We start from the raw sequence: 17,767 nt of genomic DNA, 5'->3' as shown, positions 1-17,767 counted from the left end.
CGCTATAAAATCGGCGACAGCAGGATCGAAATGGCTTCTTTGAAGCGGATCGATTTGCTTCTGTTTAAATATTCTTCAAAGGTCAGCTCCCTTGAGACTTGCAGATCTTTTTCAAATGATAAAACAAGGCTTCTCGAAATTTCCTCATCGTATAAAAAAGCATTCACTTCGAAATTGAGCTTGAAGCTGCGCATATCAATATTAGCCGTACCGACCGATGAAATTTCTTCATCTACAACGATTGTTTTCGCATGGATAAACCCGTTGTCGTAAATGAATACGGAAGCGCCGGCTTTTAAAAGTTCGCCGATGTAAGAATAGGTAGCCCAGTACACAAAAGGATGGTCGGGTTTGTTAGGAATCATGATTCTCACGTCAACGCCGGACAGACAAGCGATCCTTAGGGCATCGAGCAGGCTTGCGTCCGGAATAAAATAAGGCGTCTGTATAAGAATCGACCGCTTTGCCGTTGATATCATTTTAATATAGCCGTTTTTAATCTGCTCCCATTCTGAATCGGGGCCGCTGGTGACGATTTGCATGCCGATGTTTCCGTGGGAATCGATGTCAGGAAAGTGGTTTGGCATATATGTGATGTCGTGATGGTGCGAGGCCTGATTCCAATCCAGGATAAAACGCGTTTGAATCGAATGGACAGCCGTTCCTTTGATTCTGAGATGCGTGTCCCGCCAATAGCCAAAGGCCGGATTAAGACCGAGGTATTCGTCCCCGACATTAAATCCTCCGACATAGCCGATGATGCCGTCGATAATGACGAGCTTGCGGTGGTTGCGGTAATTCATGCGCAAATTGATAAATTTAAAACGCGACGGGAAAAAAACTTCGACAAATCCTCCAGCCTTTTTCAGCTCTTTGAAAAAGCTTTTCCTAAGGCTTCTTGATCCCAGCTCATCATACAAAACGCGGACTTCAACGCCTTCTTTTGCTTTTTTGATCAGCGCGTCCCGCAGCTTTTTTCCGATCTCATCGCCTTTATAAATATAATATTGAAGATGGATATGGTCTTTGGCGTTTTCAATGTCGCGAAGCAGTCTGTCGAATTTCTGGCGTCCGTCCGTTAACAGCTCAACCGCATTGTCTTCCGTAAAAACGGCGTGGTTATTCAGAATATGCATATAAATCAAATCTTTGCTGTCCGCCGTGGCTTTATTGCGAAATTCAAACTCGCGGTTTTTCAGCTTGGTCAGCTGCTGTTCCAATATTTTTTCCATCCCGATTCTCTTTTGGTCTTCCCATTGAAAGAGGTGATTCCTGCTCAAATTGTGGCCGAAGAGCAAATAAAGAATAAAGCCGAGAACGGGAATAAAGAAGAGTACCAAGAGCCAGGCCCAGGAGGAGCTTGCATCCCGGCGTTCCCTAAAGATCACAACGATTGCCAATAGCGTGTTTAAAACTAATATAAAGCCGAGAAATATCGATGTGATGCTGATATTTTTAATAATATCCATATTGAACCTCACAAGACGGATTTGTTTTTATACATTCCATTTATAACAGTTACTCCCCTTTCAAGCAACTATCTCATGTTATACGGGGCGGGGGACGGAAAGTTCCTAATAAAAAGGGGAAAGGCAAAAAACTGTAAAACATGTTGGATCTAAGTTACGATATACATATAAAAAGCGTGATTTAATTAGCGAAACAACGCCTCTTTAACCAAAACGGGAGGGATTGATTATGGAGATGGAACGTTTCCATCAAATGCCGGCTTTTATGAAAGAAGAAATGGATAACCTCAAGCATGTGGCGGCGCCGTTCTTAAAGAAAAGACTGATATTTCTTTTTATCGCGATTCCGCTGCTTGTCGCTTCATTGGTATATCTGTCCTCTTTTTGGGGGCAGGCATCCTATGGAACCGATTCAATGATAAAAATCGGCTGCGCTGCCGCAGCAGCAGCTTTCGGCATGGCGCTGTTCAGAGAGTCGTCTTACCAAAAAAGAAATGTTCAGCAATCGGTGATGAAATATATTTTGGAACGGATGCAAACAAGCGAAGTGCTTTCCGATGAACGGAAAAGCCGCTACGTTCGGGCGGTCAAGGAAGAGCCGTTTACTGTGATGAGAAGCTTTTTGGAATTTTTAAATGAAGAAGAGATCAGAAGGCGCAGGCTGGCTGAATGATGAAAGAAAAAAGAGCTGCATGACAGCTCTTTTTTTGTGCCATGATGATCAGGCTTCATTCAATTCTTTTCCTAATATTTTTAAATCGTACCGGATTCCGTCCATCTCGGCGATTCCGGGAAAGTGTCCCCACTCGGTAAAGCCGTATTTTTTGAAAAGCTTGATGCTCGGTTCGTTGTGGGCGAAAATAAACGCCATTAAAGAACGGATTCCAAGCTTTGGCGCAGCTTCAAGCGCTTTTTCAAGCACCGCTGAACCCGCCCCTTTGCCGCGGTGGTCTTCATGAAGGTAAATGCTGACTTCGGCGGTTTTGTTATAGGCGGGCCTTCCGTAAAAGGCTTCGAAGCTGACCCAGCCGGTGATATCCCCTTGTTCATTTTCCACAATATAAAGAGGCCTTGCCTCGGTATGGTTCAAAAACCAGTTCAGCCTTTCTTCAGGTGTGACGGGTTCTGTATCTGCCGTAACCATTCGCGATGCAATGGTGGAGTTGTAAATATCGACTACTGCGGGAAGGTCTTCCCGATTGGCGATCCGTAGTTTCATTCTCTTTGTCCTTTCTTCATATGTTATATCTTCGGCGTTTTTTCCGTTATCATGCACATTGGTGAAATTTCAGGTTTTAGGGCGGTTTTTACATAAAAACGAAGCAGCCGGTGCAGACTAATTTGAAAAAAAGTTTTTTGTAAATGTATATATTTTCTGAAAAGTGTTCAGAATGTTGCTGAGGTGATGAGTAATGAAAGAGGAAGAAAAGAATCGTACTTCCAAAATCACAAAGCTGCAACAGTTTTTTCGTAAACGCTGGGTATTTCCGGCCATCTATTTGACAAGTGCCGTCGTTGTATTAACCGCCGTTCTTTGGTATCAATCGGCTTCTAACAACGATGTAAAAGATCAGCTTGCAGACGATGGCAAGAAATCAGCCTATGATAACCGGGATGACGCGGTAGAAGTAGGCAAAGCAGTCGAAAATGTCGCAATGCCGGTTGCTGATTCTGAAAATGTTTCTGTCGTTAAAAAGTTCTTTGAAACTGACGCAACTAAAGAAGAGAAAGAAGCAGCACTTGTAAACTATAATAACACGTACAGCATGAGCAAAGGTATCGACTTGGCTGAGAAAGACGGAAAAACATTCGATGTTTCCGCATCTCTCAGCGGTACGGTCATCAAAGCTGCAAAAGACCCTGTACTGGGCTACGTTGTTGAAGTTGAACATGAAAATGGTTTATCAACTGTGTATCAGTCTCTTTCTGAAGTAAGCGTCAAACAAGGTGACAAGATTGAACAAAATCAAGTCATCGGAAAAGCAGGCAAAAACCTTTACAATGAAGAAGGCGGAAACCATGTGCATTTTGAAATCCGCAAAGACGGTGTTGCGCTAAACCCGTTGAATTTCATGGACAAGCCGGTCTCCAGCATCGAAAAAGCGGTGGGGGAACAAGCGGCTGAAATGAAGGAACCTGCTCAGCCTTCTGTTGAAGAAAAGCCAAAAACAGAAGACAAAGCGAAAGATCAAACAGGTGGAAAAGATGACAAAACCAAACGGGAAGATTCGTCTGAAGGGTCAGAAAATCAAGACGGAACCCAGTCTGACGATTCAAGCCAGTCATAAGGAACGCTTCACTCAGGTCGCCTATCAAATACGATAGGCGCCTTTTTTGTTACAATCATAAAAAACCCGTATCAAATTTGCAGAGCCAGCCGTTTATTAAGTAAGAGGCCTCTTTTAAGGAGTGTGAATGCATTCATGAATGAGCTAGAACAGCAAGCGCTGATGAAGTATTGCATGAGAATGACAGGTGATAAATGGGATGCTGAGGATTTAGTCCAGGACACCATCCTGAAGTTAATAGAAATCAATCGAACAGACGCCTCACATGCTTATCAAAAGACGGTGGCAAAGCATAAATGGATTGACCTGCTCAGAAAAAGAAAGCGCGAAATCTTTCTGTCTGAAGACAATCTAGAAGACGGGCGGGCAGAGCGCATGCAGGCGGCCGATGATTTCGAGCACCTGCTGAAACAGCTTTCCGGTATTTTAACGCCGAAGCAATTAACGATTTTTCTGCTCAAAGATGTGTTTTCCTTTCAGCTGCACGAAATTGCCGAGGCGCTCGGGAAGCCCGAATCATCCGTCAAGTCGCTTTTATTCAGATCGCGTCAGCGATTAAAAAGCCTTTCTCCGGATATTCTGCAAAGGGAAGCGGCGGACGGGGATGACGAACATATTGGTCTGCTTGTTCGGGCGATATTGTATCACAACCCCGATGATCTGCTCGAATTTGCCAAACAGACATGGCTTTTCGGCGCTTCACAGCCGTCTTGCGTCAGCATGATGAGGTGTGCTGCCTAGGAGGAAAAAGGCTATGAACACCATTCCTTACGTCATTGAGAAAACGGCTGCCGGTGAAAGGTCGTACGACATTTTTTCCAGACTTTTAAAAGACCGGATCATTATGATCGGCTCTGAATTCAACGATGACCTCGCCAATCGGGTCACCGCCCAGTTGCTGTTTTTGTCAGCCGAAGACAATGAAAAAGACATTTCGATCTATATCAACAGCCCGGGCGGATCAACTTCCGCGGGATATGCGATTTTGGATACGATGGATTATGTGAAGCCGGATGTCCGCACGATCTGCGTCGGAATGGCAGCTTCCATGGGAGCGATGCTCCTCGCCGGCGGAACAAAAGGCAAACGGTATGCGCTCAAAAACAGCGAAATCATGATCCATCAGCCGCTCGGCGGCGTCAAAGGACAGGCGACAGACATGGAGATTTCAGCGAAGCGGATCATCAAACTGAAGGAAAAAATCGAGCGCTTCTTTCACGAACGAACCGGCCAGCCCATTGAAAAACTAAAAGCCGACATGGAACGCGATTATTTTATGGATGCGGACGAAGCGAAGGCATACGGTGTTATTGACGCCGTTTTATAACATCAGAAAAGCTCCCGGCTCAACTCCAGCCGGGAGCTTCGATCTTTTTTATAAAGCGTCAGGACCTTCTTCGCCTGTGCGGATGTTGACGGTGTTTTTAATTTCGTATATGAAGATCTTGCCGTCACCGGGTTCCCCGGTTTTCAGGACGTTTTGCGCCGTCTCGGCCACCTTTTCGACAGGCACTTTGCTGACGACGATTTCGACTTTCAACCTTTCATACACATTGCTTTCGCGTTTGACCCCGCGGTAAAGCTCTGTATGCCCTTTTTGCAGGCCGCATCCGTGTACATTGTAAAACGTAATGGACGTTACCCCGATTTTGGCCAGCTCCGTTTTCAGCTTTTCAAAGTTTGTAGGACGAGTTACAATTTCCACCTTATACATTTGACCGCTCATACCATCACTCCTGACAAATTAATCTTGATACGCTTTTTCGCCGTGCAGCGTCAGATCGAGGCCCAATGATTCTTCATCCTCTGAGGCACGGAGTTTAAAGAAGATACTGACTATCTTAATAATAGCGTATGTGACGATTGCGACAAACAAATATGTTGCGGCAATCGCAATCAGCTGTTTCCAAAGGAGACTGATATCTCCGTAAAAAAGCCCGTTTGCTCCGTCTGCGTTGACTGATGTCGTCGCGAACAAGCCCGTCGCGATTCCGCCCCATGTTCCGCCGAGCCCGTGAAGACCGAAGGCATCGAGCGCATCATCGTAGCCGAATTTTTTCTTCAGCGAAAACACACCCCAGAAACAGACGATTCCACCGATGAGCCCGATCCATACAGATGAGAAAGGTGTAACAAAGCCTGCGCCCGGCGTAATCGCGACAAGTCCCGCAATCGCTCCCGAGACGGCGCCGAGCATCGTCGGCTTTTTATTGATCAGCCATTCTGCCAAAATCCAGCCGATCAGCCCCGCGGCCGCAGCCGTATTCGTGTTGATTAAAGCGGTCATGGCGACTTCATCGATCGTCAGCGCGCTTCCGACGTTGAACCCGAACCATCCGAACCAGATCAAAGTCGCCCCGAGCAAGGTCAGAAGGAGGTTGTGTGGGGCTGTGTCGCTGATATTTTTCCGTTTGCCGAGAACAATCGCAACGACAAGGCCGGCTACACCGGAAGAGATGTGGACGACGTTGCCGCCGGCAAAATCAATCGCTCCCAGCTCGTCAAGCCAGCCTCCGCCCCATACCCAGTGGGCGACCGGCGAGTAAACAAAAACCGCCCAGAGCACTGAGAAAAGAATAAAGGCCGGAAAGCGCATGCGCTCCGCAAAGCTTCCGGAAATAATCGCAGTCGTCAGTACGGCAAATGTCAATTGGAACATCATATAAAGCGTATGCGGGATCGTCTCCGAATAATCGGCATTGGGTTCAAAGCCGACACCTTGCAGTCCGATCCAATCCAAACCCCCGATCAATGGGTTTCCGGGAGCGAAAGCGAGCGAATAGCCGAACAAAATCCATATGATAGAAACGATGGCAATTGAAAATAAACTGTGCATAACGGTGCTGAGCACATTTTTGCTCCTGACAAGTCCTCCGTAAAATAAAGCGATGCCCGGCGTCATCAGCCACACGAGCAAAGCGCAAAAGAACATAAATACTGTATCCCCCATCTGCATGTTTCATTCCTCCGTAGTCATTTAGATTGAGAGCAGATCTCTTTTTCTTTCATTATAGTGACAAAAGGGAGATATCATGATGAACATGTCAGATTTCCTTACATGGTTTTTGGGAAGAAAAGTGGACAGGGAGAGGCTGAAAGGGGGATTAAGCGGTTTTTTCAACCTCAACTGCAACGATTCGATGTCCGTCCATATCTTTTACTTTGAAACGGTAGCCTTCACTTTCGATCGCCGTTCCGGGCTTGCTCTCAATATTCTGCGTCAGCATCCAGCCGCCGATTGTATCAATCTCCTCATCTGATAAATGAATTCCGAGCAGGTCGTTTACATCGCTGACCAGTACTTTACCGCTAAGGATGTAATGGTCATCTTCCAGTTTCTGAACAGCAGATACTTCTTCACTATCGAATTCATCGCGAATCTCGCCGACGATTTCCTCGACGATATCCTCAACCGTCACAAGGCCGGATGTTCCGCCATACTCATCTACGAGAATCGCCATATGTGTATGCTCTTTTTGCATTTTGACGAACAACTGGTAGACGGGAATTGTTTCAATCACATGGATAACCGGATGGATATATGGCTTTAACGGTTTTGTTTCTAAAGAAAACCCGCCTGCAAGCTCAGCCAGCGGCAGTTCTTTTATATTGATCATTCCGGTGATGTGATCCTTATCTTCCTCCATGACGGGGAAGCGGGTGTGCTTCGTTTCTTTGATGAGCTGCTTCACTTTTTTTACACTGTCATCAAGAGACAGGACGGTCATTTCATTGCGGGGCACCATAATTTCTTTTGCCGTACGTTCGTCGAATTTAAAAATGTTGTTTACATATCTCAATTCATTTTGGTTGATTTCCCCGCTTTGATAGCTTTCAGATAAAAGCGTTCGCAGCTCTTCCTCCGAATATGCCAATTCGTGTTCACCAGTCGGCTTCAGGCCGAACAGACTTGTGATCATGCGGGCTGAATGATTGAGCAGCCATATAAAAGGAAACATGATTCTGTAAAACCAGATCATCGGCTGTGCAAAAAGCAGAGTAACGGTTTCCGCTTTTTGAATGGCGATCGTTTTTGGCGCCAGTTCCCCGATCACAACATTGAGATAAGTGACCGATAAAAAAGCGGCCAAAAATGAAAGAATATGTGTCACCGACTCGTTCAAGCCGATTTTTGAGAAAAGGGGATGCAGCAAGCTCTGCATCGTCGGTTCACCAAGCCAGCCGAGGCCCAATGCTGTTACGGTGATTCCAAGCTGGCAGGCTGACAAGTATTCATCAAGGTGTGAAGTCACTTCTTTTGCGGCAAGTGCGCCCTTTTTTTTCTGAATGATCAATTGGTCGATCTTTGTCCGCCTTACTTTGACGATGGCGAATTCGACTGCGACGAAAAAGCCCGTTAATGCGATTAATCCTGCCACTGCCATCAGCTTCAATAATTCCAATGCCCCGCCTTCTCAAAAAGAAGGCGCCACCTCCTTTTCTATGAAAAACTCATACTGGCTTCATACCACGTGCCGCAGCGCGGCAAACATGATGTTTATTTACGCGGAGGGCGGGCAAAGAAATATAAAACGAATGGGCCGGAAGAGGAGGAGACGACATATGAGAGTTTTTCAGGGAGAGGGCTGGACATGGTATCAGCTCGGACCTCACGAAAAAGCGACAGCACAAGGGCTGATCCAGCCCAATCATTGGCCGGAATGCCGAAACTGGTTTCAAGGCGTTCCTTCGGCCAATATCAATTGCATTGATATCAATGCTGCCGTTCAAGGCAAGGAAGCGATCTACGGTTCATATATTTACGACCAGGAAGCGGAAGTTCAACAAAACCGGACAGCATTTCATTTTTACTTAACGAAAAACTATTTTTTCACAATGAATTTAGATATCTCGCAATTTGAGGAGGCAAACAGGAGGCCGATCGATCAACATTTGGAGCGATGCAAAGACGCCCCTGAAGTGTTTCTGGTCCTGCTGGGCGAACTGATGAGAATGTATTTAAAGGAACTTGAGCACTTTGAAGTTCACCTTGGAAAAGTAAGATGGGGGTTTCACCATGACAACAATAAAAGCATCATTGAACTGATTCATAAGCGGCGTCACGAACTGCTCGTCATAAGAAGTTTAATTTTATCGATGAAAAAGGTAGCAATGGGCTTGAAAGAAACTTTTTTAAGCAAATCGTTTGATGAAATCGAACAGCGCAGGACGTTTCACGAAATCGACAGAGGCATGTCATTGATCAAAGAGTATGCGAATGAAATCAATTATTTGCTCCATTCCGAGGAAGTGGTGACATCCCACAGAGGCAATGAAATCTTTAAAGCGCTGACGATTTTTACGACGATCTTTACGCCGATGACGGCTTTCGGCGCCTTGTGGGGAATGAACTTCGAAGTCATGCCTGAACTCTCATTAAAGTACGGCTATTTATTTTCGCTGATTTTAATCGCCGTTTCTACCATCCTTGTGTATTGGTATTTGAAAAAGAAAGGTTGGACCGGCGATTTATTGAAGGATAAAAAACGATATATGAAAAGGAAAGGACTCTTTTAAATAGGTTTAAGCCCGGGGTATATCGGAAAAGCACATAATAACCCCAGTAAAGGAGGAATTCCGAATGAAACTAAAGGACATCATGACAACCAATGCCGAATGCTGTGAGCCTTCTGCTCCGATTGCTGAAATTGCCACAATGTAGGTTCAATTCCAGTCTGCGAGAACGGAAATTTGACGGGGATCGTTTCGGACCGGGATATCGTCATCAGATGTGTAGCCGAAAATGAAACGGACGCAGCTGCTCGGGATATCATGAGCACACGGATGGTGACCGGACGCCCGGATATGTCGGCTGAAGAGGCAGGAGATCTGATGGCGGAACACCAAATTCGCAGGCTGCCGATAGTTGAAGATGGCCGTCTCGTCGGAATCGTAGCTTTGGGGGATCTCTCCGTCTCACATGCGGATGAGAAAGCGGGAGAAGCATTAAGCGAAATTTCAAAACCGGCTTAAACAGGGTGAAGGAAGAGCGTTTTCAGCTCTTCCTTTTTTATGTTTCTTCACTTTCCCACTTTTTCAGCGGCCAAAATAAGACGTGCTGCTTTTTTGCATAATGAAGAAGGGGTGCTGTGTGTGGGAGTGTAAGATTGTTTGCGCCGGTGAGCGAACCCGGAAAAATATCAGCTTCAGCATGCTGCAGCTGCCACTCTGAATGGTGGATATCTTCATAATAGAGCTCGTTTTTATGCATGGTGTATAAACGGTACCTTTCAGCAAGCCAGTATTCAAGCGTTCCTTTATCAGCTGAGAATGGCTCCGATACCGGTTGATATTCTGCATAAAACGCTGCTTGTGAACGTTTTCTCGCACTCGTCAGCTGAAAGCGATCTTCATGTTGTGCAAAGCGCATCCCGGCGTGAAAATAAGGCAAGTGGAACATTGTACGCGCGCCGGCGACGACTAAGCGCGAAGCAGCGTCAAGACTGAAAAAATAAATGCCCGGTACACCTTTATATGATACATATGTCCGGACGTTCAGCTCGGGAAAGTTGCTGATGAAAGGAAAGGGCGGCAAAAAACGGGGACGCATATTTGTCAGCAGAAAAGGCAAGATGCCGATCCACGCTTTTCCGTTGAATGTCCCCAGTTCCAAGGCCGCCGGTATTCGTCCGCGAATGGCTTCAGGATCAACAGCCCAATGAGCAAATAATACATGATTCCATGTTTGCGTCATCATCCACGGTCCTTCAGGCGGCGGAAAAGGGCGGTGTGAAGTATTTTTTATCATAAAACAGCACTCCTTTGATTCGAATGTTGACCCGTTTGCAACACATCCCATGCCTGTTGTACGGTTTTATCATTTCCCTTTTCGGTTAATTCAAAAACGAGGATATAAAAAACGGAGGAGTGATGTGGTTTGTTCAAGCATACGAAAGTGCTGCAGTACCCTGCGAAACCTGAAAGACCCGATCCTGTCTTCGCAAAGAAAATGCAGGAAATACTCGGCGGTCAGTACGGAGAAATATCTGTGGCCATGCAATACCTTTTTCAAGGGTGGAATACAAGGGGAAATGAAAAGTATAAAGATTTGCTCATGGACACGGCAGCAGAAGAAATCGGACACGTCGAAATGATCGCGACGATGATCGCACGCCTGCTTGAAGACGCTCCGGTTTACGAGCAGGAAAAAGCCGCAGACGATCCTGTCATCGGCGCCATTATGGGCGGAATGAACCCTCACCATGCGATCGTTTCCGGACTGGGAGCCATGCCCGAAAACAGCACCGGCGTTCCGTGGAATGCAGGCTATATTGTAGCGAGCGGCAATCTTCTGGCCGATCTGCGCGCAAATGTCAACGCTGAATCGCAAGGCAGACTGCAAGTCGCGCGGCTGCGCGAAATGACGGATGACAATGGTGTACAAGATATGCTCGGCTTTCTTTTGGCAAGAGACACGATGCACCAAAACCAATGGATCGCCGCAATCAAAGAGTTGGAAGAAAAAGAAGGCGTCATCGTGCCTGGCACGGTTCCGGATGAAAATGAAAAAGAAGACATTGCGCATACTTTATACAATTTCTCGGATGGAGAAGAAAGCGCGCAGTTTGATTGGCTGAAAGAGAAGGCGCCGGACGGAGCGGCATTCCACTACGAGAGCGGCCCTGTCGCATATGGAGAAAAACCGGTCTTGAAGCCCGCTCCAAAACGAAGCCACAATACACCTGATTATGGAGAATAGAGCCGAACGGCTCTTTTTTTATTTTTTAAAATGACAAAACACTCCGTACATATTAAAATAAGTGACAGATTTGCAGATTTTTTTATTGTTAGGTAAGCTTACTATAAAAACAACAGTAAGGAGTTATATCATGAGTAAAGTACTTATTTTTGGCCACAAAAATCCGGATACGGATACGATTTGTTCAGCGATTGCATATGCCGAATTAAAAAAGGAGCTCGGCATAGACGCAGAACCCGTCCGCCTCGGCGAAATCAACGGCGAAACCGAATTCGCGCTTGAGAAATTCAATGCAGAAGTACCCCGCCTTGTGAACACTGTTGCGAATGAAACTGACAGCGTGATTCTGGTTGACCATAATGAGCGCCAGCAGAGCGTCGATGACCTGGATCAAGTTCGCGTGCTTGAAGTCATCGATCACCACCGGATCGCCAATTTTGAAACGAGCGACCCTCTGTATTATCGCGCAGAGCCTGTAGGCTGCACGGCAACAATCTTAAACAAGCTCTATAAAGAAAACGACGTCGAAATTAAAAAAGATATCGCAGGATTGATGCTGTCGGCGATCATCTCAGACTCCCTCTTATTCAAATCTCCGACTTGCACGGACGAAGATGTCAAAGCTGCAAAAGAATTGGCTGAGATTGCCGGCGTTGATGCTGACAGCTATGGACTCGACATGCTGAAAGCCGGAGCTGATTTGAGCGCAAAAACGATTCCTCAGCTTCTCTCTCTTGACGCAAAAGAGTTTACGATGGGAAGCCATAAAGTGGAGATCGCGCAGGTTAACACTGTCGATACAAACGACGTTCTCTCCCGCAAAGAGGAAGTTGACGCAGAACTTGCAAAAGTGGTGTCTGAAAAAGGATTGGATTTATTTGTGTTTGTCGTAACCGACATTTTAACAAACGACTCGGTTGTCGTCGCTTCAGGACAAGCTGCACAAGCAGTGGAAAAAGCGTTCAATGTCACATTGTCAGACAACACAGCGACACTGAAAGGCGTTGTATCCCGCAAAAAACAAATTGTTCCGCCGTTAACCGAAGCTTTAAAAGGTTAAGGAAATGAAAAACACCCGAATCATGAGATTCGGGTGTTTTCTTATGCCGTTTTGGATACGGCTTTCCGCAATTTCCGCAAGATCGATTCGTAGAGTGAGATGATCCGTTCAAAAAGCGGCTGCACATACGTTGAGAATCTAAACATAACGAGTGATACAAATAAAGCGACCAAAATGCTGCCTAAAACATCAACAGGGTAGTGGTGTCCGACCCAAATACGGGAAAAGCCCGTCAATAACCCGAAAGCAATCAGGCAGGTTCCAATTTTCCGATGATAAAGCCAAAAAGCGATCGAAATGGCTAACGCCCCGGTTGTATGATCGCTGGGAAATGAAGCGTCGGCAGCATGATGAATCAATACGTCCACATGGTGAGCGACAAACGGCCTCGGCTCATAGTAAACCAATGACAGCAAATAGTTTGCCGCCAATCCGAGAATACCCGTCACACCGGCCTGAAGAACGCTTATTTTATAAGAACGGTTTCCGAAGATCCAGATCAAAAGCAAAATGAGCGCATACATGTAAATTGCTTTTTCTGTAATCAAAATCATAGCGCTGTCCAGGATGTGGTTGTGGTTTGATAATTGATGAATGCGTGTAAAAAGCCAATAGTTCAAGAAATCACCTTTTTAATAGAGTAGTAGTTTTTGGTCAGACAGTTAGGAGACGTATTTGATTTTGCAAAAGTTTCATTAAATGACAGATCGGCCTGTATCAGCCTGCATGAAAAAAGCCGGGCAATCCCGGCCCGGCGAGGTTGAACGGCTTATTCAGCCATCGATATATCCCGCTTCTCCTTTGCGAGTGCAGGTTTTTGGCTCCACGTATAAAGAAACAGATTGATGAGCACAAAAACGCCTGAGAATAAATAGATGTTTGAAAAACCGGCTTGTGCCACAACCAACCCGAAAACATAGGATCCAACTGCGATCCCGGTATCAAACAGCGTAAAATAAGTCGCTGTTGCATAACCGCTCCGGTGAGGCGGCGAAGCCTGAATCGCCAAGGTCTGAAGGCACGGTGTGATAGATCCGTAGCCGATGCCGATGACAGCTCCGGATAGTAAAAGCATCCCGCTGCTGTTTGTAAAAGCAAGCAGGAAAAGTCCGGCGCAAAAAATGATAATGGACGGATAAATGACGACTCCAGGGCCGACTTTATCATACAGTTTTCCCGTAAACGGCCGCGTGATCATCATTGTCACCGCGAACACCATAAAGAAATAACTGCTTGCTTCAATAAGGCCGAGAGATTTGGCATAAACAGAGATGAAGGAAATGACGCTTGAATAACAAAACGACACGAACAATCCGACCGTGGCAATCCGAATCGCGCCCTTTTCAAACATGTTGGAAAAAGACAACCTGAACACAGCCGAACGGATGTCGTTTCCTTTAGGAATCCGGACCAGTGCCGTGCAGAGGATGGCCACAGTGACGATTCCTGAAAATAAAATAAACAGATCGGAAAAACTCATTTTATCCAGCAGGTTCAACGCGATAAACGGACCGATGACAACCGCCAAATTCATCGACATGGCAAAGTAGCCCAAACCTTCCCCGCGGCGGGCCGGCGGAATTAAATCGGCTGCAATTGCACTCGTCACCGTCGTGATGATGCTGAACCAAATGCCTTGGAAAAAGCGAATGCCGAGCAGCAGGTAGATATCATGAATGAAGATATAAAGAAATGATGCCAAAGTAAACAGCACGACGCTGATGAGCGCCATTCTTTTTTTACCAAAGCGCTCAATAACCGCTCCCGAAAACGGCCTTGCAAAAATCGCGGACAGCATGAAGCCGCTGATCAAAAGGCCGCCCTCTGACTCGGAGCCGCCGAGCTCCTGCATTGCATAGACCGGAAGCACGGTCAACAGTGCGTAAAAATAGACGAATATAAATAAATTAATTAAAACGACCATGATAAAATCTCTGGTCCAAATGGCTTCAGCTTGTTTCATAGGCTACAACTCCTCCTGATGTCCTTCTAATAATTGATTTAACAGCCTTTGAAATGTTTTTTTATCCCGTTCTTCAAATACGGAAAGCATTTCCTCTTCAAATTCTTTCATTTTTAATTGAATGTCATCATATTTAATATTGGCTTCTTCTGTCATTTTGACGACTTTTTCCCGTTTGTCATCGCCCTGTATCCGTTCAACCCAGCCGTTTTTTTCGAGGCGGCGGACGGTTCTCGTCACGGTCGGCGCCTCGACATGCAAGTAAGTCCATATGTCTTTTTGCGTCATCGGTCCGTAAGTGTGAAGACAGTATAGGATCGACCACTGTGAACCGTAAAGGCCGTACGCTTCGAGCTGTTCATTCGTTTTTTTCGCAACCATCCGCGTGCTTTGATTGAGCTGGTGAATAATCTTTCGATTGATATGTTCCATTCCCGGACTCCTTCAAAATAGTTACCTAGGTAAATAATAAACTTTATTCATTTTATCGGAAGTCAAGATTAGTGTAAAGTTAAAATTTTTGAAGCCCGAAATAAAATTATCAGAGAAGGCCCTTGTCCTCCTTGAGTTTTTAGCATAATCCCATTTAAATGCTAATACACTGATACAAACCTAACAAAGAGAGTGTTTGAGGTGAGGGATCGTGGGAGTATTTCAAAATTCTACTTGGAAAAGCATAAAACGAAGAAGCTGCGCAAATAGCGAATTTTTTCACAAGACGGATCTCATTTCACACTTCTCACATCCATTTTAGGGAGGTCGAGTGGTGTGCACGATTACATCAAAGAGCGAACAATCAAGATAGGGAAGTACATCGTGGAGACGAAAAAAACGGTTCGTGTGATAGCGAAGGAGTTTGGTGTTTCCAAAAGTACCGTTCACAAAGATTTGACAGAAAGGCTGCCTGAAATTAATCCTGACCTGGCCAATGAAGTAAAAGAAATTCTTGATTATCATAAATCAATCAGACATTTGCGGGGCGGAGAAGCGACAAAACTAAAATACAAGAAAGAGGAAATCTTTGAAAGAGAACCCGTGCAATAAGGAATAATGGCTCAGAAACGAACAGCGTTTATCAGAATTTCCCGGTATCCTCCGTAAAAAGCCACAAAAATTTTATGAAGAACTTTAATAAGCTCTCTTTTTTTTCTAATATTTATGATAAAATATATAATTAGGGCAGAATGTGGACATTGCTGTGAAACAGATTTCGAGGAGGATATAGATAGATGTTTGCAAGGGATATTGGTATTGACCTTGGTACAGCGAATGTGCTGATCCATGTCAAAGGAAAAGGTATTGTCTTAAATGAACCATCAGTTGTTGCTCTTGACAAAAACAATGGGAAAGTGCTCGCTGTCGGTGAAGAAGCAAGGAGAATGGTAGGACGTACACCTGGGAATATTGTTGCGATACGTCCATTAAAAGACGGCGTCATTGCCGATTTTGAAGTAACGGAAGCCATGCTGAAGCATTTCATTAACAAGCTGAATGTAAAAGGTCTTTTCTCAAAGCCGCGCATGCTGATTTGCTGCCCTACAAATATTACTTCTGTGGAGCAGAAGGCTATCAGAGAAGCTGCCGAAAAAAGCGGCGGAAAGCATGTCTATTTGGAGGAAGAACCTAAGGTGGCCGCAATCGGAGCGGGAATGGATATTTTCCAGCCAAGCGGAAACATGGTAGTTGATATCGGCGGTGGAACGACAGATATCGCAGTCATCTCAATGGGCGATATTGTCACCGCCTCTTCTATTAAAATGGCTGGGGACAAGTTTGATCTTGAAATCTTGAATTACATTAAACGCGAGTACAAGCTGCTCATAGGCGAACGGACAGCCGAAGACATTAAGATTAAAGTCGCAACTGTTTTCCCAGACGCACGTCACGAGGAAATTTCCATCCGCGGCCGCGACATGGTCACAGGATTGCCGAGAACCATTACGGTAACGAGCAAAGAGGTGGAAGAAGCGCTGCGCGAATCTGTATCTGTCATTGTACAGGCTGCCAAGCAGGTGCTCGAAAGAACGCCGCCTGAGCTGTCAGCAGACATTATCGACAGAGGCGTTATCATTACAGGAGGCGGCGCATTGTTAAACGGTCTTGACCAGCTTCTTGCAGAAGAGCTGAAAGTGCCGGTTCTCGTTGCCGAAAATCCGATGGATTGTGTGGCAGTCGGTACGGGTGTCATGCTTGATAACATGGACAAGCTTTCTAAGCGCAAACTGAGCTGATCAGAAGCCTCATTCTTTTTTAGAATGAGGTTTTTTATGTGAAATGCTTTAAAGGAACCGAATGGCTGCCGATAAAAAGAGTAGTATGTTTGAATACCATTATAGAACAAATGTTCTGTATTAGCAAATATAAATTGCAAGCCTTTCGCAAAAGAGGTTTTTTCGAGAGAAACTCTGGAGCATGACACTTATTTGAGGTGAAATGATGTTAAAAGGACTTTATACAGCGACTTCAGCAATGATCACCCAGCAGCGCCGCACAGAGATGCTGACGAATAATATCGCGAACGCAAATACGCCGGGATATAAAGAAGACCAAGGGTCAATCCGTTCTTTTCCGGAAATGCTTTTGAGCCGGATTGAATCCGATTCTGTCAAGGCCGGCAGCGCTTCGCGTTCGTTTTCAACACAGACGCCGATCGGTTCTATCAATACAGGGGTATACATGCAGGAACTGAAGCCTCAATTCTCGCAAGGCGATCTGCAAAGCACGAATGAGCCGACAGATATTGCAATCAGCGAAACCGAAGTTCCGGTCAACGGGGAAACAAACGATAAAGCAGCGCTTTTCTACGCGGTCCGGCTTGAAAATGGGGATGTACGCTATTCAAGAAGCAGCCGTTTTTCTTTAAATGAGAACAATCAATTGACAATAAACGGCCGACTCGTCCTTTCAACGGAAAACCGGCCGATTACGGTGGGAAGCGAGAATTTTCAAGTCGCTGAGGACGGAACGGTGACTGAAAACGGCCAAAATCTCGGAAGGATCGATGTCAGGATCGCGCTCGATACGAGAAATTTAGCAAGAGAAGGCGATGATCTGTATCGTACTGAAAACGGTGAGGCGCTGCCAAGCGCAGTCGGCAATCCCGAAGTCACTTATTCTGTCAAGCAAGGGATGACGGAACGGTCGAATGTCGACGTGACGAGAGCCTATACGGAAATGACCGCTGCCTACCGCTCGTTTGAAGCCAACCAAAAAGTTCTACAGGCTTATGATAAAAGCATGGAAAAGGCGGCCAATGAGATTGGAAGGATCGGATAAATGACCGATTGC

19 protein-coding genes and 1 pseudogene are annotated in these 17,767 nt (G+C 45.6%); 11 read left to right on the top strand and 9 right to left on the bottom strand.

The annotated features are described in order from the left end of the window. Nucleotides 1-2 precede the first annotated feature (2 nt). On the bottom strand, nt 3-1,451 hold the full coding sequence (gene cls / locus QMZ64_RS17020) for a cardiolipin synthase (protein ID WP_265627890.1): 1,449 nt from the start codon (nt 1,449-1,451) through the stop codon (nt 3-5). Between the two features lie 247 nt (nt 1,452-1,698). On the opposite strand from cls, the gene QMZ64_RS17015 reads away from it, so the two are divergent. Beyond that, nucleotides 1,699-2,142: a YwnF family protein gene (locus QMZ64_RS17015; RefSeq protein WP_065644495.1), complete on the top strand. Its 444-nt coding sequence runs from the start codon at nt 1,699-1,701 to the stop codon at nt 2,140-2,142. 48 nt (nt 2,143-2,190) lie between these two features. Here QMZ64_RS17015 and QMZ64_RS17010 read toward each other — a convergent pair whose 3' ends face one another. Further along, nucleotides 2,191-2,688 carry a GNAT family N-acetyltransferase gene (locus QMZ64_RS17010; protein WP_265625440.1) on the bottom strand — a complete coding sequence of 166 codons (498 nt, stop codon included), beginning with the start codon at nt 2,686-2,688 and terminating at the stop codon, nt 2,191-2,193. Between the two features lie 193 nt (nt 2,689-2,881). Here QMZ64_RS17010 and spoIIQ point away from each other — a divergent pair, with 193 nt between their 5' ends. The 3 genes from spoIIQ to QMZ64_RS16995 all read left to right on the top strand — a co-directional run bounded on the left by spoIIQ (nt 2,882) and on the right by QMZ64_RS16995 (nt 5,084). Further along, nucleotides 2,882-3,757: a stage II sporulation protein SpoIIQ gene (gene spoIIQ, locus QMZ64_RS17005; RefSeq protein ID WP_265625441.1), complete on the top strand. Its 876-nt coding sequence runs from the start codon at nt 2,882-2,884 to the stop codon at nt 3,755-3,757. A gap of 135 nt (nt 3,758-3,892) precedes the next feature. Next, entirely contained in the window at nt 3,893-4,498 is a 606-nt protein-coding gene (locus tag QMZ64_RS17000; protein ID WP_265625442.1) for an RNA polymerase sigma factor, read from the top strand. 13 nt (nt 4,499-4,511) lie between these two features. Further along, nucleotides 4,512-5,084, top strand: coding sequence for an ATP-dependent Clp protease proteolytic subunit (locus QMZ64_RS16995; RefSeq protein ID WP_265625443.1), 573 nt, complete (start codon nt 4,512-4,514; stop codon nt 5,082-5,084). Nucleotides 5,085-5,132: 48 nt separating this feature from the next. On the opposite strand, the gene QMZ64_RS16990 is transcribed toward QMZ64_RS16995, so the two are convergent. The 3 genes from QMZ64_RS16990 to QMZ64_RS16980 all read right to left on the bottom strand — a co-directional run bounded on the left by QMZ64_RS16990 (nt 5,133) and on the right by QMZ64_RS16980 (nt 8,160). Further along, nucleotides 5,133-5,483, bottom strand: a complete 351-nt coding sequence (locus QMZ64_RS16990; protein ID WP_265625444.1) for a P-II family nitrogen regulator — start codon at nt 5,481-5,483, stop codon at nt 5,133-5,135. An 18-nt stretch (nt 5,484-5,501) separates the two neighbouring features. Then, nucleotides 5,502-6,713: an ammonium transporter gene (locus QMZ64_RS16985; RefSeq protein WP_265625445.1), complete on the bottom strand. Its 1,212-nt coding sequence runs from the start codon at nt 6,711-6,713 to the stop codon at nt 5,502-5,504. A 148-nt stretch (nt 6,714-6,861) separates the two neighbouring features. Further along, nucleotides 6,862-8,160 carry a hemolysin family protein gene (locus tag QMZ64_RS16980; RefSeq protein ID WP_265625446.1) on the bottom strand — a complete coding sequence of 433 codons (1,299 nt, stop codon included), beginning with the start codon at nt 8,158-8,160 and terminating at the stop codon, nt 6,862-6,864. A 160-nt stretch (nt 8,161-8,320) separates the two neighbouring features. On the opposite strand from QMZ64_RS16980, the gene QMZ64_RS16975 reads away from it, so the two are divergent. Next, a complete protein-coding gene (locus QMZ64_RS16975) occupies nt 8,321-9,274 on the top strand; it encodes a magnesium transporter CorA family protein (protein WP_265625447.1) in 954 nt (317 codons plus the stop codon). A 64-nt stretch (nt 9,275-9,338) separates the two neighbouring features. Next, nucleotides 9,339-9,730: pseudogene (locus QMZ64_RS16970) on the top strand (CBS domain-containing protein). Nucleotides 9,731-9,767: 37 nt separating this feature from the next. Here the strand turns inward: QMZ64_RS16970 and QMZ64_RS16965 are convergent. Next, on the bottom strand, nt 9,768-10,505 hold the full coding sequence (locus QMZ64_RS16965) for a YqjF family protein (protein WP_265625448.1): 738 nt from the start codon (nt 10,503-10,505) through the stop codon (nt 9,768-9,770). A gap of 129 nt (nt 10,506-10,634) precedes the next feature. Here QMZ64_RS16965 and QMZ64_RS16960 point away from each other — a divergent pair, with 129 nt between their 5' ends. Further along, on the top strand, nt 10,635-11,456 hold the full coding sequence (locus QMZ64_RS16960) for a manganese catalase (RefSeq protein ID WP_243941806.1): 822 nt from the start codon (nt 10,635-10,637) through the stop codon (nt 11,454-11,456). 130 nt (nt 11,457-11,586) lie between these two features. Beyond that, complete coding sequence (locus tag QMZ64_RS16955) at nt 11,587-12,516, top strand: manganese-dependent inorganic pyrophosphatase (RefSeq protein ID WP_265625449.1); 930 nt, start codon at nt 11,587-11,589, stop codon at nt 12,514-12,516. Between the two features lie 41 nt (nt 12,517-12,557). On the opposite strand, the gene QMZ64_RS16950 is transcribed toward QMZ64_RS16955, so the two are convergent. The 3 genes from QMZ64_RS16950 to QMZ64_RS16940 form a co-directional block, all read right to left on the bottom strand. After that, on the bottom strand, nt 12,558-13,136 hold the full coding sequence (locus QMZ64_RS16950; protein WP_265625450.1) for an undecaprenyl-diphosphatase: 579 nt from the start codon (nt 13,134-13,136) through the stop codon (nt 12,558-12,560). Between the two features lie 149 nt (nt 13,137-13,285). Further along, the gene (locus QMZ64_RS16945; protein WP_243941813.1) at nt 13,286-14,479 is read right to left on the bottom strand and encodes an MFS transporter; all 1,194 of its coding nucleotides are present in this window, start codon (nt 14,477-14,479) and stop codon (nt 13,286-13,288) included. Between the two features lie 3 nt (nt 14,480-14,482). Beyond that, entirely contained in the window at nt 14,483-14,911 is a 429-nt protein-coding gene (locus QMZ64_RS16940) for a MarR family winged helix-turn-helix transcriptional regulator (protein WP_265625451.1), read from the bottom strand. Nucleotides 14,912-15,247: 336 nt separating this feature from the next. On the opposite strand from QMZ64_RS16940, the gene spoIIID reads away from it, so the two are divergent. From spoIIID to QMZ64_RS16925, 3 genes are all read left to right on the top strand, one after another. Further along, on the top strand, nt 15,248-15,523 hold the full coding sequence (gene spoIIID, locus QMZ64_RS16935) for a sporulation transcriptional regulator SpoIIID (RefSeq protein WP_003185911.1): 276 nt from the start codon (nt 15,248-15,250) through the stop codon (nt 15,521-15,523). 185 nt (nt 15,524-15,708) lie between these two features. Continuing rightward, on the top strand, nt 15,709-16,710 hold the full coding sequence (mbl, locus tag QMZ64_RS16930; RefSeq protein ID WP_265625452.1) for a cell shape-determining protein Mbl: 1,002 nt from the start codon (nt 15,709-15,711) through the stop codon (nt 16,708-16,710). A gap of 205 nt (nt 16,711-16,915) precedes the next feature. Next, nucleotides 16,916-17,755, top strand: coding sequence for a flagellar hook-basal body protein (locus QMZ64_RS16925; protein ID WP_075751539.1), 840 nt, complete (start codon nt 16,916-16,918; stop codon nt 17,753-17,755). Nucleotides 17,756-17,767: the final 12 nt, after the last annotated feature.

It is taken from the genome of Bacillus sp. LB7 (assembly GCF_030449715.1).
In the GTDB taxonomy this organism is placed as follows: Bacteria; Bacillota; Bacilli; order Bacillales; family Bacillaceae; genus Bacillus; species Bacillus paralicheniformis.
Note: the sequence above shows the minus strand (reverse complement) of the source record. Positions and strands in the feature narration are given on the sequence as shown.